The organism is Prevotella dentasini JCM 15908 (genome assembly GCF_000614065.1).
In the GTDB taxonomy this organism is placed as follows: Bacteria; Bacteroidota; Bacteroidia; order Bacteroidales; family Bacteroidaceae; genus Prevotella; species Prevotella dentasini.
The window spans coordinates 54482-69728 of the sequence record NZ_BAKG01000007.1 but is presented as its reverse complement, the minus strand read 5'-3'; the positions used below and the strand labels follow the sequence as shown (position 1 = coordinate 69728).

Sequence of the window (15247 nt, the reverse complement as noted above, 5' to 3'; positions counted from 1 at the left end):
GGCGTCCCCATATCTTCAACAGGCTGTGGCGGGGCTGCGGTATGACTCTGCAATTGCTCCCTTGCCTACAGCGGCAATCACCATCATCCCGAAACCCGTTATTCATTACCGAGCCATGCGCTTCGACAAATTAAGGAAACAGCTCGAACTGATTTTGCTCCTTGCCGACACACGGGGCTATACCATTTCTGAACTCTGCGACCGTATGGAAGTGTCGCGGCGGAGCGTCTATTACCTGTTGGATTTCCTGAAGAGTGCAGGCTTCGTCCTCTTCAGGCAGGGCGACGGCTACCACATCGACCGTCGTTCGCCTTTCTTCGCCCGGCTGCTGAAGACCATGCAGTTCTCCGACAGCGAGATGCGCACCATCTATAGTCTCCTCCTTATGGCAGGAAGCAGCAGCGAGACGGCAAGCCAGCTGCGGCGGAAGATAGACCGGGCATATAACTTCTCGGTGGAGATGAACGGCCCGCAGCGTCAGCAGATGGACAGTCTCGCAAAGACGCTCACACAGGCCATTCAGGCCAAGCGGATGGTGCGCATCGTCGGTTATTCCAGTCCGCACAGCCGTTCGGTGAAAGACCGCATCGTCGAGCCGTTCCTCCTGATGAACAATAATAGCGACATCCGCTGCCACGAGATACTTTCGGGAATGAACAAGACTTTCCGCCTGAACCGCATGGAGCACGTAGAGGTGCTCGATACGCCGTGGATTCATGAAGACCGCCACCGCCAGATGTTCACCGACATATTCATGTTCAGCGGTGAGGAACGCTATCCTGTCCGGCTCCGCCTCGGGCAGCTGTCGCGCAATATCTTCCTTGAAGAATATCCGCATGGGGCAAGGAACATTGTGCAGGAAGACGAAACTCATTGGCTGCTCACCCTCGATGTCTGCGACTTCCGCGGTATCGGACGGTTCGTCATAGGGCTGCTGCCTGATATGGAAATCTTGGGGAGCGATGCTTTCAGGGATTATGTCCGGGCAGAAGTAGCGGTGCGTTTCCGCCGTGTCTCCGGGGAGGAGCCGCAGTAGCCTTGCCCTTCGTTCCGCTTTCCTTTTCCGTCTTTGTTCCGTGTGCCTTGTATTGACTGCCTTTGCAGCATCTACCCCGCGATGTGTAGGAATCAGCAAAAATTTTCTACATGTAAATAAATTGACGGGAAGCGGATGCTTTCCGTCCGGCTTCCTTGGGAAATACAAGTCTTTTTCCTGTTTTCGATGCCAAAAAGTGTCGGTTTTTATTGTATCTTTGCACCCTGTAAACGAACAAGACAAATATACGACGATGGATAAACGGATGATGCCTATCCTGCAGGTGGGCAATGTGCTGGTCTCTCCCGACATTCTGACGGAGAAGTTCTGCTGCGATTTGGAGAAGTGTAAGGGCGTCTGCTGCATCGAAGGTGATGCCGGCGCACCGCTGACACTCGACGAGACGATGGAGATAGAGAACGCGCTCGATGTCGTCTGGGGCGACATGAGTGCGTCGGCACAGGCCGTCGTCGACCGGCAGGGCGTGGCCTATACCGACCGCGAGGGCGACCTCGTGACGAGTATCGTGGGCGGCAAGGACTGCGTCTTCACCTGCTACGAGGGCGGCTGCTGCCTCTGTGCCTTGGAGCGCGCCCACCGCAGCGGAAAGATTGGGTTCGTGAAGCCCGTCTCGTGTGCCCTCTATCCTATCCGGGAAAAGAATTTCGGCAATGGCACGGTGGGTATCAACTATCACCGCTGGGAGGTCTGCAAGGATGCCGTGCGGAAGGGACGGGAGCTTGACCTGCCCGTCTACCGCTTCCTTGAGGAGCCTTTGGTTCGCCGCTTCGGCCGGGAGTGGTATGAGGAACTGGCGGCCTTGGCCGTTCAGTTCCGGGAGGAGGGCCTGCTGTAGCGTCCTGTCCTGCCCCCGCCGGGGTCTTGTCTTATTCCTTTTCGGAGTATTCTATCAGTATGGCCTTTTCCTTTGACTGGCCACGGGTAGACTTGGTGGGCTTCCATCCCTTTATCGCAGCCACCATGCGCGTAATATCTTCCACTTCCATTCTAAGAAGCTGCTCCATCTTCTTCGGTTCAATCCACTCTGTTTTCTTTTGGTTCAGGCTGAAGGCCTCGCCTGTCGCACGTTCCAGTTTCCTACATTCAAAGGAGAAATTGCCGTCTGCCGTCGTCGCCTTGAGTATCAGCCCGGGCAGTCCGCACAGCTTCCACGGGCCGTCGGAGAGCGGAATGTCCTGCGTGTACCATGCCGTCCAGATGTGTCCGCGGAATGTGGCCTGTGCCTTCTGGCAGGCATATTCCGCTATCGTCGTGTCGCCTTCGAGCAGTTGCCACCGATAGTCGGGCACCGGCTCGCGGCATCCTGTTTCCTCGTCCATGAACTGTCGTATGTAGAGCAGGGTGCCCTCTTCGGGCAGGTTCTTGTAGACGAAGTAGTGCTGCCCCGTCTGCGAGTGTCTCTGCATGGAGGATGAGGCCGACATGACCATCGAGAAGTCGCCGCCGGTATGGCGGACGAGGCTGTCGAGCAGTGCCTGCTGGCGGACGGCCATTGCCGAATGGAACTTGCTCGACCGCTTCCCGATGAGCAGCTCCATGTCGTCCGTTTGCAGATTACCGCCTTCGCGTGAGCGGAAATGCGTCTCGTAGCTGATGCGGTACTGCACCGTGTCGGTCTGTGCATCGGCTGGCTGCAGTGTGCCGAGGGCTGCGAGAAGTCCTAAGAATATCTTTTTCAGGTGTTTCATGTCTCTTCCTTGTTTATGGTTCGTTGCCGTTCGTGTTTCCGCCGGCGGGCTGTCCGTCCGGTTGCCACGGCCTGAGCAGGTCCAAATTCATCTTCTTTCCCAACCGGCTCTTGATGGAGCGGAGAGCCTGACCTGTGCAGCTGAAGGCGGCTGCTTTCTGTTCTTCGGTCATGCCGCGGTGCTCCATGATGCAGTAGAACGTCTCTTTCGGCGTTAGGGCGTATCGCGGATGGTTGAGTATGCAGGCGAGGTCGTAGTCGATGCTGCCCATGACGGCTGCCACGGCCTGCTGCTCTCGCTTGCCCATCTGCGAGAGGTTGCCTCCCGAGACGATGGCATGGAGCGTGTCGATTCCCAGTTTGGTCTGTGCGATAGAGTCGGGCAGCCGTCCCCCGTTGCTGCGCTCTGCCATCCTGCCTCGCAGTTTTTCCATTTCCTTCACCCTCTGGTCTATCTCCGTTTTCATCTCTTCGATAGTCGTGTCGCGCTGCCGGAGGGTCGCCTGTATGTTGTCGTCAATCTCGCGCATGCGCTGCTGAAACTTCTGGAACAGCTGCCTCATCTGCCATCGGTACCAGACGACCGCCGCCACGGCCGTTGCCACCAGCAGAAGGAGCGAATACAGGAAGTTGAGCCGCTGCCGGAGGGCGTCGCGCTGTGCCACGGCCGTCTCGAATCGGTCTTGTATCTGCACCATTTCCACGTCCTTGTAGGCCGGGACGGCCGCTACCTGCCGGTGGGCAATCATCGTTCGCAGCCGGGCTATCCGCTCCGTCTGGTCGTGCCGGATGCGCGGACGGAACGCTTCGGCACGCTTCAGGAGCAGCAGTGCCGAGTCGCGCCGCCCCATCTGGTTGTACGCCTGTGCCTTGCCAATGAATATGTCTGCCAGCCGGTGGCTTCGCTTCACGCCGGTGGCATGGTGCGAGGCGCGGTCGAAGTAGGTCAGTGCGACACGGTAGGCACCGCTCCGCTCGTTGAGCAGTGCTATGCGATAATAGGTGAGGAAGCGCAGCGAGTCTTCCGAGACGCCCTGCAGATGCCGCTCGGCAGCCTTCAGCTGAATCATCGAGCGGTGTGTGTCGCGTCGTTCGGCAAAGTACCGGGCACTGTCGAGCCGCATCCGCGTGATGCCGTCGTCGCCTGCCGGGTAGCTTGGGGCGGCCCGGTGGGAGCACGAGGTCAGGATAAGGAGGAAGAGAAGATAGATAAGCGTCCGTTTCATTTCGGAGACAAAGGTAGCGAAAAGAAACGAGAATTGCAAGAGGGGGACTTCCCAAGTCCTCCCCGGGAGAATGGATGTGCCTCACGGAGTACCCGTTGCCTGTGCTTCGGTGGCTCGCGGCTGTGTTGCAATATCTTCACGCTTGTGTCAAAAGCGGTGGCTGCTGATATGCAAACTGCTGATTATCAGCGTTGCGGATGAGGGAGGCGTGTCAGCTCTCTGCTCCCTGTTGCAAATCTCAAAACTCCTTACTACCTTTGCATTGACAAAAGATTCAATGTTTGTCATCTGCATTTCATAAGGCCGTGCCGCGGCGATTTGTGCTAAACCGCGACACGGCTTTTATACAGAATGGTACAGCTGGCGCGATGGGGACTGAAGGTACATTGCGAGCATGCAAGCCGAACAGTAAGCAACAATAGAACAACACCATGACTCATCTTAAAGTTCAGAATATGAAACAGAAAACTATCATCACTTTGTCCGTGCTGTTGCTGACTGCACTGGCAGCCCGGGCGCAGGCCGTGCAGCCCGACACGGTTGGGACAGATGCCTCTGCCCGTGCGGAGCTTTCTGCCAATCCGGCGCGGAAAAGCTTCTCCGGCTATGATCCTATGCCCTCGTTTCCGGGCGACATCAGGGAGTTTATAGCCACTCATTTCAGGTATCCCAAAGGATATGACGACTGTATCTCAGGGCGCATCGTCGTTAAATTCTTCATCAAGCCCAACGGGAAGTGCACCAAGTTCACTATTGTCCGCTCGCTTGACCCGCGTCTCGACCGTGCTGCCATCGAATGTCTGAAGAAGATGCCGCGGTGGAAATGGCCGGTGAAGGCCAAGGGGGGCGTATGGTTTGCTGTGCCTGTACGCATAAGAATGTAAGTAAATATGATGGAAAAAGGCATCCTCCCGGAAGGGGCAAATAGAGTGCGTAGGGCGGAAATACGCCGGTGAAACCGCTTCAAAGGCCGGACGGGAAAACGAAAACGGCACTTTCGCACCGCCAAACCGGCTTGTTGACCATGCGAAAGTGCCGTTTTCGTTTTATCCATTCTTCTTTTTGGTTGTTTCAAAAAGGTACGGAAGTGGCACTTTCACGAGGCCTTTATTTCCCGTTTCAGGCGCGCTTCTGTTAGCGATAGTCATAAATAGCTTATTATAAGGCTTTTACAGGAGTAGTTGTTTTGCGCGTATTTGCAGGCAGAACGGTGAGCGATGGATTTCAAGCCAGCCATGCGGAGGTGTTTGTCAATATGTTTCGGAAGCTGTCAGACCCTTTCCTGCCTGTTCGTTCCCATTCTGTCTGCCTGTTGTTTCCATCTTCCGTATCTCACGGGCAGACGGGATGTCTGCTCTTGCAACGTGGAAATGCGCTGCCGCCCTCTTGTAAATGTTTTCCGAAAGTGAAGGCAACTTTGCAAGTGCGGGGGAAAATGCAGTCGCGGTCTCAATTTTTTTATTCATCCGAAGATGAAATCGGAGATTTATATGTAAATTTGCAAGCAATGATTCTATTCAGTTAATTAAGAGAGTTAGACAAATGAGAACCGCTTTAACAAGTCTATGTAGACAGGAGTATTTTGTACGGGCACCAACGTTGGAGGATGATAAGACCGCGGATGTTCAGACATGCAGATTTTCAATTCCAGTATTCGTATGTTGCAGGATGCCATTGGGCGTGCCAGTCGGCGCAAACCATTGCAGGTTTATGGTGTTGAAGAGCCATAAGGCGATTCCCGGCTCCGAATGATTGTGAAACAGAAACAAAATGTGTCTTTCGTCCTTTTGGAACGGCGAACATGTCGTTCCGTTTCCATATTATGGTATCAAAGCATTAATCAAAAACGAATACTAAAAGCAATAAACTATGAAGTTTAGATTTATTTTATCGTTTGCTTTGCTGCTTCTCTCCCTGACATGTCTGGGGGAGGGCAGCGAAAGAGCTTATGGCGTCCGGGTTTTTGACCAGACAGGTGCTCCCAATGCCATTGTCTCGTTCTATACGGATAATCCTTCCTACATTGTGGAGGAATATCCTCTCGAAGGCCTTACCGTGCGTGCCGCTGCCTATGCCAACGGGGCGTACTATCTGATGATTGCACCCTCCTACACCTGCGACTCGTTGGTAAGGGTAGATATGGCGACTGGGCAGCGGCAGACGGTTGCAGTCTACAGACTGAAGAAGGATTTGGCCGTCCGTCTGATTGTAACCGACATGACCTACGACAGCTCTACCGCCCAGTTCTACGCACTGGCCGTGGACGTTGAAGGCGTGGATACGCAGAATCCAGATGCCGAAGTTAATTTGAATCTCTATACCATCGACCCTGCCACGGGCGAGGCGAAGCTCGTCGGCGGTCAGGCGGCAGTCAACTTGGTAACCATAGCGGCCGATGCCAATGGCTACCTGTATGGCGTTGACACCAATGGTACGCTGTGTCGGTGAGCAAGCGCAACGGAAAGCCGGAAGAGGAACTGGCCATGGCTGAGGTTGATGCCGCATCGTTGCAGTCGGCTGACTTCAATGCGATTGACGGAACCATGTATTGGACGCGGTTCGCCCAGTCGGGTCAGTCGGAGCTGTGGAAGTTTGTGTTTGGCGAGGAAGAGATAGTCCCGTCAAGAATCGGAGAGATGGGCAATGGTGCTGAAATCATCGGATTGCATATTGACCCACAGGCGGAATCGCCCTCGACACCGGCTGCCCCGACCGGCATAAAGGCTGTGGCAGGCGGCAATGGCGAACTGAAGGCTGCCCTGTCGTGGAAAAACCCATCGGTCGACCAACGCAATGAGGCATTGCAGGGAAACCTGACGGCCAAGGTGTATCGCAACGGAGAACCTGTTGCTACGTTAGACGGGATGCAGGCCGGACAGATCTGTGAATGGACGGACAATGCCGTGCCCCAAGGGTTGGCTTCCTATCAGGTGGCCATAGCCAACAGTCAGGGAGAAGGCAGGAAAGCGTCGGCTTCTGAAATCTATGTAGGCGAGGACGCTTTGGGCAGCGTGGAAGAGCTTAAGGCGGAACGGCGGGACGGAAATGTTGCCATCAGCTGGAGCAAACCCCGGACGGGTGTCCACGGAGGATGGATAGGCAACAGTGCCGTCAGCTATAAGGTGGTGCGGACAAACGACGGTCTTGTCATTGCAGAAAGTACGGAGAGCACTTCAGTGATTGACACCAACATCAGCTTGCAGGACGGATACACCTACTCGGTAACAGCCTCAAACGGTATGGGTGCAGGGTTTACGGCTAATACCAACAAAGTTGTTGCTGGCCCTGCGGCTTCCGTTCCCTATCAGTGCGACTTCAGCACGGAGCAGCAGGCCCGGCTGTGGACGGTAGTGGACGGCGACGGTGACGGCGAAACGTGGTATCGTGATGAAAACTATGCCGGAACGTCAGACTGGTTTATGAAGTACATGTCGCAAACGCTGCTTGACCCTAAGGTCGAGACCAACGACTGGATTATCTCTGCTCCCATTCATCTGGAGGCAGGCAAGTATTACACTCTCGGCTATTCCATTCGCCTGATGAGCCAGAACGGACTCTTCCCGTGCAACTACTCCGTAACGTTGGGAACGGACAATACGGTTGAGGCGCAGAGCAAGGTACTTTCCACAATAGACGGTGAGGAAAACATGATGGTGTTTACCCCACACAGTGTTGCCGTGCAGGTAGAAAAGGACGGAGACTACACGCTGGGCTTCCAGTTGCGGAACCGTGTGCCTGCGCAAATCACCGGCATTGAACTGACTGAAGCAAGCGGACTGGACCTTGCCCTCGGCAAGCTCGACGGAACACGCGTGCCCATGCAGGGAGCTGCGGAGACCTATACGGTCAATGTAATCAACCGGGGTGGCCGGGAGGTTGCTGCCTACAGCCTGTCTCTCGTAGACGAGACGGGGGCAGTGCTGGCCGTGAAGAAAGTCAGCAAGCCCTTGGCTGCCAAAGCCACGGCGCAGAAGAACTGGTTTGGACACCTGAAACGAAGGGCAGCAGAAGACTGGCCTGCAAGGTCGCGCTGTCTGAAGATGCAGACACCGGCAACGACATGAGCGACACCATCAAGGTGGTCGTAACAGAGCCGGGCGTTTGGAAGCCCGTGGGTACGGGCACCAACACTTCTTACTATATTCCGTTCGGCTGCTATTCCAATTATACGGCTGCCCAGACTATCTATCACAAGGAGGCCGTCGGCATTGCAGAAGGACAGAAAATAGAAGGTGTGATTTATCCTTATGGCAGAGGAGCAGGAGCCAATATAGCCGAATATGACCTTCCCGTAAAGGTACTGGCAGCCCTGACCGACCAAAGCGACATGGCTGCTGCGTTGGATGAGGATGCCTTCTCCACCGTGTACGAAGGGACTGTCTACCTCTCCCCCGACAGGCAGCAGACGGAAATAGTATTCGATACGCCCATAGAGTATCGCGGAGGAAACCTCTGCCTTATGACCATTAATAACAATGGCAGTATGGTTCCGGGTTATGTGTTCCTGAGTACAAAGACGGCAGACGTGGTTTCTTCGCAGTACTATCAGGGAACTACGCCTTTCGACTGGGAAATGGCAATGAAGGGCGAGCAGCTTTATGCCAATGCCACTTTCCTGATAACGGGACAGCCGACCGGAGTGAGGGGCATTGCAGATGCAGCTGACGAAGCAGGAGTGGCTGACGTGTTCAGTATCAGCGGTCAGTTGATTCGTAAGGGCGTGCCCTTGCAGTCGGCTACGGACGGCCTCCGTCCGGGCATATACATAGTGGGAAATAAGAAAATAGTAGTCAGGTAACGTGAATGGCGATGGTGCGTCGGAACGATGCACCATCGCTTCTTTTAGTGGGAATCCTGCAAGGCAATGGACAGGTTATGGCAGCTAATTGTTAATTTTTTAGTTAAAGAACCGTTTCCTTGTCCCATATCGTCTTTTTTTTATTTTCTTTGCACTGATTTTGCTTAATAGAAGTATTTATTCAGACAAACCAAACTTAATTTTCAAACAATGACTAAGTTTACTTTTAGGAGAGGCTCTCTTGGCCTCTTGGCGGCTGTTGCCGCCTCGGTAGCCGCTGTTCCACAAGACTTGGCAGCGCAGAATATCCTGTTGTCCGAAGGCTTTGAAGCCAAAGGGCTTCCGCAAGGTTGGTCGACACTCGACCAGGACGAAGACGGGAAGACGTGGAAGGTGCAGTTCCGCGAGACGGGTGTCTATCCCCATACGGGCGAAGGAATGGCTACGTCGGCTTCTTTCCAAGGGAAGGCACTCCATCCCGACAACTATCTCATTTCGCCGTTGGTAGAAGGCGTGCGGAAGGTATCGTTCTATGTATGTGCGCTCGACGTCAACTCTATTGCGGAGCACTACGGCGTCTATTATTCTACGACTGACACAAAGCCCGAAAGCTTTGTACTCGCCTATCAGGAAACCTTGGGAGACCACGAGGAGCAGGCCGATAAGAACTCCCGTCCGCCCCTGATGCTGCAGTCGGCGTGGCTGGGACGCAGCGTAGAGCTTCCCGAGGGAACCAAGTATGTGGCCTTCCGCCACTTTGATTGCAGCGGACAGTTCCGTCTGAACCTTGATGACGTGGTCTTCTATGGTTCGCAGCAGGCGGCTACGGAGTATGGCATCAACATTGGGGAGAAAAAGATTACGAGCGAGAACGCCGGCGATGTGCTTGCCGACGGAGGCAGTGTGCGCTACGATGCCGAGACAAGGGTGCTGACGCTGACCGATGCGCATCTTACAAGTGCCGGACAGCCGGCTCTCAAGATAGAGAAGAGCGGTACGACGGTTCTGCTCAATGGCACCAGCAAGATAGATGGAACAGGAGAGAATGGCATCGTGATAGGCAAGGATGTCTCTACCGTCGTGTCGGGCAAGGGAACGCTCGAAATAAGCGGAAAGGAAGGCTGCGGCATCAGGCTTGAGGAGATGGCCCATCTGCATCTGACCAAAGGCTGCGCGGTGACGGTGAAGATGGAGGACGGCTATGGAATATTGGGCGGAACGGACACGAAGTACGGTCAGCTGACGGTAGACAGTGCCGCACTGGATATTGCCACACCAAAGGAATGTATCTATGGATTGAAGAAGATAGCCGTCGTTTCCAGTGCCATCACGCAGCCCGGGGACGCTATCCAAGCTATGGCTCCATACTCTCAGGAGGTAAGGAGTGCAAGGGACGGCTCGTCATCATCCCCGTAAAGGAATACGGTATTCAGATAGGCGGCAGGGTAGTGAACTCCTACAATGCAGCTGACGTCAGAAGCTGTCTGAAGGAAGGAAAGGTATCGTATGATGCCGGAAAGAATGTCCTCACGCTTGAAGACGCATACATTCAGGCCATGGGCGACACGCTGGCTGTCGTGTCTGACACTCCCGGCCTCGTACTGGAGCTGAAGGGAAAGAACTTCGTCCACTCCGAGAAGCTCAAGGCCCTTTCGCTGAACGAGTCGTGTACGATACGCGGCGAGGGGTCGCTGACGGTGGAAGCTCCCACGAATGTGGCCATCGCACTGGACAAGTCGACACTCACCATAGAAGGCGGTGCCACGGTGGAGGCAAGCGGCTACTGGGGCGTATCGGGCAATGCCGGTGCCGAGGCCGAGGTGCTCAGGGTTGTCAGCTCCACCCTCAAGGCAAGGGGAAGCAGCGGTGCGGTATGCGACCTGAAGGATTTGGAGATGGAGGGCTGCGGCATCCTCTCTCCCGCAGATGCCTATTTCGACAAGGAGGCTCATGCTATTGTAGAAGAGAGCTTTGTCCGCGTTGCAGAAGTACTTATCTCCATCCCGACGGGCATAGGCAAGTCGTCTGTTCCCTTTGAGGTGGAAGGAGTTGAAGGTGGCATAGTCGTTAGCGGACAGAAAGGACACGTCGGCATTTATACGCTGACGGGAAGTCTGGCAGCGAGCTGTTCTGTCAGTGGTTCGCCGGTTCGCGTGTCGTTGCCGACGGGCGTCTATCTGGTAAAGTCGGACAGCAAGACAGCCAAGGTTGTCGTCAGATAAGGACTTGCCCGTTTTCTCTCATCCCTTGTCCCGAAGCGGATGAGGCGACTTGAACAATCTGCCCGAGCATTGCCGTAGAGGAATGTTCGGGCAGTTTTTTGTCTGACTGGGCAGCGTGGCCGGATGGCGGATGCTGACGTATGCTGTCGGTGGTCGGATAAAGGCCGTACCCAGTGGGTAGGGCAGGTGTGTTTATACCCCACGGACAGGTGCGTTTATACCCCACGAATGGAGTGCGTTTATACCCCACGAATGGAGTGCGTTTATACCCCACGAGTGGGGTGCATTTATACCCCACGAGTGGGGTACAAAAGGTACTTTCCGATACCGATTTTTTTGCTTGTCAATATAGATGCAGACACTATATTGAAGTCTGTGTAATATGTTGTAATTCAGACGATTGCGATTTATTGGCTTCGCGTTGCCATATAGCAGCGACGGCGTGCCGGGAAGGCACGCCGTCGCTTGTTTTTGCAGAGGGTAAGATGAAACGTCGCGGACTAAGTCCGCATGCCGTTACATGACGACCTTCACGGTCTCCTTCGTTCCGTCGGAGTAGGTCGTGGTCTTCAGGTAGATGCCGTTCTTGGGGGCAGCTGCTACGCAGCCGGAGAGCGAATGGTAGATGACGTCCTTCACGCGGCGGTCTGCATGCGTTCCGCCAATGCCCGAAGTGCCCGGCGCAATCGTTATCTCGCCCTTGTAAACCTCGTCGTTGAGCACGTAGTTGAGGTCCTTCAGCTCTATTCCTTGCGGCTCCTTGATGGAGCAGCCTTCAAACTCTACTGCGGCAAAGTTGACGAATCCGCCCTTTATCTTCACGTTCGAGCTGATGAACTTGACGTAGCCGGGCCATTCGGAGAATCCGGAAAGGCCGGCATCGCCGTCGAGCATGATGGTGGGCTGCCCGTCAATGGTGAGCTGCACGCCGTTGACGACCATTGCCGAGCTGTTGCTCTGAATGGTGAGCGTGCCCGTGCCGGTGATGGTGGTGTTGCATGTCATGGAGATGCCGAAGTAGCCGGTTTTTATGAAATTGTCGCCCTTGAGCACGATGGTTACGTTCTCCAAGCCGCCACCCAAGGCAACGCCCTGTATGAAGTCTTCCGGCTCATAGCGGAAATTGTCGAGGGTCAGCACGTGCTTGTCAATGTCGTAGGAGGCGGTGCCGTTGCCGAGAATGTCGTCGCAGTTGGCAGTGCTCACCTGAACGTTGCATACGTGCAGCGGATAGTATTCCGTCAGGCCTATTACGGCCTCGCCCTTGTATACGGCTCCGCCCTGCGTAACCTGTCCGTTCTCTGCCTTGGCGTCCTTGGGGCTGTATATCTGGCATCCGTCGAAGACAATGGCCTTAAAGCCGCCCATGCAGCTTCCGTTCCCGTTACCTTCAGCTTGGAGTGTGCCAGCTTCAGCTCTGCATCTCCGCCTTCTCCCCAAATGCCCTGCTTGCCCTTCAGCTCGCCTGACATGCCCGTAATCGACAAGTTGCCCTTCGCGCGGATGGCTGCTCCGCCTTGGGAGGTTGCGCTGACGGTGCCGCCGTTGCACGTCAGGATGGTCTCGCCTTCAAAGTTGAATACGTCAACGTCCGACGAGAGGGTGTTCTCGCCCCTGAACAGCACTGCCACGTCCGACTTGGCCTCGATGGCGGGATGCCCCGTCGCGGCAATCGATGCACCGTTCATGGTGAGGGTTCTTGTCTTGGCATTGAATACGACTTTGCCGTCTCCGAGTACGTTTCCTGCATTTCCAGCATCTACCTTTACGCCATTGACGGTGAGGTCGTAGTCGGCGTCGACCTTGCGGATGACAACCTGCTCGAAGATGTCCCCTCCGTCCTTCAATATGCGCATGTGTCCGTTCTCGTCGGTTACGACTTCTGCCCCGACGGGGTTCGTTACGGCGCAGTCTTCGAGATAAATCTCACCGAAGTCGCAGATGGAAGGCTGGTCCTTGCCCTTGGCCTTCACTACGGTGCCGTCCTTGCCGTTGATGCGCAGTACGGTGCCATAGACGTTGTCGCCCGTGATTCCCCACTCGCCTTCGGCTTCGACGGTGCATCCTCCTGTAATGATAAGTTCAGAGCTGTTTACCTGAAGGCCGGGAGCAGGCTTGGGAGTCGAGATGCGCAGTATTCCGCCCTTGCCCGTAATGGTGTTCTTCTTTGCGCCAAGCTCCATCTGTCCGAGGCTTGTGGTGATGATGTTCTCGCCTTTCAGCTGAAGTATGAAGTGGCTTCCTCCTTCTACATACACGGGCTTGTCGTATTTCTCGCAGGCCATCTTCACGTTTTCCATGGTAAGGGTATGGCTTGCGTAGTCGTAGGAAATCTTGCCGGAGGCATTGTCTATATACTTTGTCAGGTCGGAAGCGTTTTGCTTCGTTACTTCTACACCGCCCACCATGACAAGCTGTGCATTTGCGAACAAAGGTATAAAGGCAGAGAGGAACGTTAAGATAATCGTTCGTGGTATTTGCATATACTTCATATTTTCTTTAATTAAGGTTATAAACAATATTTGTCAAAATAAAAAGAGAATCTATGATAGCTTTCCGACCGATAGCCCGTGTATGGGCAATTCGGTCAGAAAGCTGCTGTGCAATGCCTATCTGGCAATCTTGATGCTCTTTTGCTTGCCGTCGGCAAATGTTGTAACCTGTATGAACAATCCGTTGGCAGGTTTGCTTACCTGCATGCCGGAAAGCGTATAATAGGTTACGCTCTTTACGTTGTCCGAAGTCTCAACGGCTTTGAGACCGTCGGCAGTTACTTCATACCATGTTGTCTCAGACATGTGGGTTTCGCCACCGCCCTTGTATATTTCTGCGATACCTACACGGTTGAATGTCTTCATGAGGCTCACGATATAGTGAGTCCCGTTTACGTAGAAGAATGACGTGCCGTTGACATAGTTGCATGGTATCTCGGTCATTTGGTTACCGTCGGCATCAACGAAGGTGTAAGGCTCGGAGTCTTCGTCGAAATAAACACAATAGTAAAGTTTCTCTTGCGAAATGTAATTGCCGTCTACGTCTTCGGCCTTGATGATGTATTCAAGAGAGCCGCCCCATCCGGTCTCGTCAGGTGTTGCGCTACGGATGATAGGAGCTGCCGGAGTGGCAGGTTTCTCTGTGAATTTGGTAAGTACGGGATTGTCATAGGCAGCCAGTTTGTTGTTGGGAGTAAGAACCTTTCCTGCGCAAACGAACATGGAAGTTCCTTCAGGGGCTGTCAATGACTTCTCCCCGGCATTATAGTCAAACGTCAGCTCTTCAGCCTTTTCGTAGTTGCTGTAATGGTTTACCAAGGTAAACGTTGTAGGGATGAAGTAGACATGGCAGTTCTCCTTCTCATCCCGTCCGAGATATTGCTGTTTGAATACGGCCTTGTTGCCCATAATTTCACCCTTTACCACTCGTTGCCTTGGCTGAGATTGGATATGTATATATTCTTGTCATCGAAAGCTACTTTGACCATTTGGCTGCTTAGGGTAGAATCTGTTGGTGCATAGCGCAGCTGGTAGTCTTCTATGGTAAGGCCTTCGGGCAGTGTTGTGGCAGTCTCCTTGATTAGCGACCATATTTCTTCGTCGTCTCCGAATCCTGTCCAATAGCCATCTTCGGACATCTCTCCGAGTATGGTTTTGGGACGGCCGTATTGTTCTTCTTTGCCATCACTTAGCTGTATGATAGAATCATTGCGCATGATGAATTTCATATCAGATGCAATAGTCTTGTCGGACAATGTATCGGGAGAATAAGTGAAATGCTCGTCATCCAACATCTTCATTACCATGCGCATGGCAAAAGTCTTTTCTCCGTTTTTCGTGTCAATGGCCTGCGGAAGGCGTGCGATAAGGGTGTCGCCACTGAGACGTTCCAGTTTCAGATAAGAGTTTGTCCTTTGTTGGCTGAATGGATTTTTAATGTACACATTGTTATCGTTGCCAACGACATATTCTCCTAACGTGCAGGTGTATTCTCCAAAATCAACTCCAAGGACGGAGTTGTAATAGCCACGGCCGCTTCGGTTCACATTGGTATAGTTGGTTCCTTCGGGCTGTTGGGTGATAGGGTTGTCCGAGGGTGCCTTGAATATGTTGGCCATGCTTTGCCCCTGCTGTAGCAGGATGTTGTCTACAGGGAGGAATCCGTTTTGTGAGACAGGTCTGGTATTTGTTGGGGGAACGACCTGTGCCATGGATATGGTTGCGACAAATGCCGTAAGCAGTAATAAATAAATCTTTTTCATAT

General features: G+C 53.8%; 12 protein-coding genes and 1 pseudogene. 7 read left to right on the top strand and 6 right to left on the bottom strand.

The window, feature by feature from the left end; all coding sequences use genetic code 11:
* The first annotated feature begins 25 nt into the window (after nt 1–25).
* Together JCM15908_RS04975 and JCM15908_RS04970 are read left to right on the top strand one after the other, a co-directional pair.
* Nucleotides 26–1036: a helix-turn-helix transcriptional regulator gene (locus JCM15908_RS04975; protein ID WP_306303710.1), complete on the top strand. Its 1011-nt coding sequence runs from the start codon at nt 26–28 to the stop codon at nt 1034–1036.
* A gap of 253 nt (nt 1037–1289) precedes the next feature.
* On the top strand, nt 1290–1892 hold the full coding sequence (locus JCM15908_RS04970; protein ID WP_025002512.1) for a DUF3109 family protein: 603 nt from the start codon (nt 1290–1292) through the stop codon (nt 1890–1892).
* 31 nt (nt 1893–1923) lie between these two features.
* Here the strand turns inward: JCM15908_RS04970 and JCM15908_RS14085 are convergent, their stop codons facing one another.
* Both JCM15908_RS14085 and JCM15908_RS04960 read right to left on the bottom strand, forming a co-directional pair.
* Entirely contained in the window at nt 1924–2745 is an 822-nt protein-coding gene (locus JCM15908_RS14085) for a GLPGLI family protein (protein ID WP_025002511.1), read from the bottom strand.
* Nucleotides 2746–2758: 13 nt separating this feature from the next.
* Complete coding sequence (locus JCM15908_RS04960) at nt 2759–3970, bottom strand: tetratricopeptide repeat protein (protein WP_025002510.1); 1212 nt, start codon at nt 3968–3970, stop codon at nt 2759–2761.
* Between the two features lie 431 nt (nt 3971–4401).
* Here JCM15908_RS04960 and JCM15908_RS14080 point away from each other — a divergent pair.
* The 5 genes and pseudogenes from JCM15908_RS14080 to JCM15908_RS14075 all read left to right on the top strand — a co-directional run.
* Nucleotides 4402–4782 (top strand): annotated as a pseudogene (locus tag JCM15908_RS14080) (energy transducer TonB); the annotation flags it as partial.
* A 1057-nt stretch (nt 4783–5839) separates the two neighbouring features.
* Entirely contained in the window at nt 5840–6418 is a 579-nt protein-coding gene (locus tag JCM15908_RS04945) for a hypothetical protein (protein ID WP_148295524.1), read from the top strand.
* On the top strand, nt 6409–8034 hold the full coding sequence (locus JCM15908_RS04940) for a fibronectin type III domain-containing protein (protein WP_148295523.1): 1626 nt from the start codon (nt 6409–6411) through the stop codon (nt 8032–8034). Before JCM15908_RS04945 ends, JCM15908_RS04940 begins: the two co-directional genes overlap by 10 nt.
* Complete coding sequence (locus JCM15908_RS04935; RefSeq protein WP_025002505.1) at nt 8031–8768, top strand: hypothetical protein; 738 nt, start codon at nt 8031–8033, stop codon at nt 8766–8768. The genes JCM15908_RS04940 and JCM15908_RS04935 overlap by 4 nt, the downstream gene beginning before the upstream one ends.
* 210 nt (nt 8769–8978) lie before the next feature.
* Nucleotides 8979–10184, top strand: coding sequence for a choice-of-anchor J domain-containing protein (locus tag JCM15908_RS14075; protein ID WP_025002504.1), 1206 nt, complete (start codon nt 8979–8981; stop codon nt 10182–10184).
* A 1322-nt stretch (nt 10185–11506) separates the two neighbouring features.
* Here the strand turns inward: JCM15908_RS14075 and JCM15908_RS14565 are convergent.
* The 4 genes from JCM15908_RS14565 to JCM15908_RS04905 all read right to left on the bottom strand — a co-directional run bounded on the left by JCM15908_RS14565 (nt 11507) and on the right by JCM15908_RS04905 (nt 15245).
* Entirely contained in the window at nt 11507–12358 is an 852-nt protein-coding gene (locus tag JCM15908_RS14565) for a hypothetical protein (protein WP_025002502.1), read from the bottom strand.
* Complete coding sequence (locus JCM15908_RS04915) at nt 12241–13482, bottom strand: hypothetical protein (protein WP_025002501.1); 1242 nt, start codon at nt 13480–13482, stop codon at nt 12241–12243. The genes JCM15908_RS14565 and JCM15908_RS04915 overlap by 118 nt, the downstream gene beginning before the upstream one ends.
* Nucleotides 13483–13599: 117 nt before the next feature.
* Nucleotides 13600–14391, bottom strand: coding sequence for a hypothetical protein (locus tag JCM15908_RS04910; RefSeq protein ID WP_148295522.1), 792 nt, complete (start codon nt 14389–14391; stop codon nt 13600–13602).
* Nucleotides 14392–14402: 11 nt separating this feature from the next.
* Nucleotides 14403–15245 carry a hypothetical protein gene (locus tag JCM15908_RS04905; protein WP_148295521.1) on the bottom strand — a complete coding sequence of 281 codons (843 nt, stop codon included), beginning with the start codon at nt 15243–15245 and terminating at the stop codon, nt 14403–14405.
* Nucleotides 15246–15247 lie beyond the last annotated feature (2 nt).

Bases quoted from the DNA above. Each gene is read 5' to 3' on its own strand.
- JCM15908_RS14565 (WP_025002502.1), bottom strand. From the start codon at position 12,358: ATGGGCGGCTTTAAGGCCATTGTCTTCGACGGATGCCAGATATACAGC.
- JCM15908_RS04960 (WP_025002510.1), bottom strand. From the start codon at position 3,970: ATGAAACGGACGCTTATCTATCTTCTCTTCCTCCTTATCCTGACCTCG.
- JCM15908_RS14075 (WP_025002504.1), top strand. From the start codon at position 8,979: ATGACTAAGTTTACTTTTAGGAGAGGCTCTCTTGGCCTCTTGGCGGCT.
- JCM15908_RS14085 (WP_025002511.1), bottom strand. From the start codon at position 2,745: ATGAAACACCTGAAAAAGATATTCTTAGGACTTCTCGCAGCCCTCGGC.
- JCM15908_RS04915 (WP_025002501.1), bottom strand. From the start codon at position 13,482: ATGAAGTATATGCAAATACCACGAACGATTATCTTAACGTTCCTCTCT.
- JCM15908_RS04910 (WP_148295522.1), bottom strand. From the start codon at position 14,391: ATGGGCAACAAGGCCGTATTCAAACAGCAATATCTCGGACGGGATGAG.
- JCM15908_RS04935 (WP_025002505.1), top strand. From the start codon at position 8,031: ATGAGCGACACCATCAAGGTGGTCGTAACAGAGCCGGGCGTTTGGAAG.
- JCM15908_RS04905 (WP_148295521.1), bottom strand. From the start codon at position 15,245: ATGAAAAAGATTTATTTATTACTGCTTACGGCATTTGTCGCAACCATA.
- JCM15908_RS04945 (WP_148295524.1), top strand. From the start codon at position 5,840: ATGAAGTTTAGATTTATTTTATCGTTTGCTTTGCTGCTTCTCTCCCTG.
- JCM15908_RS04970 (WP_025002512.1), top strand. From the start codon at position 1,290: ATGGATAAACGGATGATGCCTATCCTGCAGGTGGGCAATGTGCTGGTC.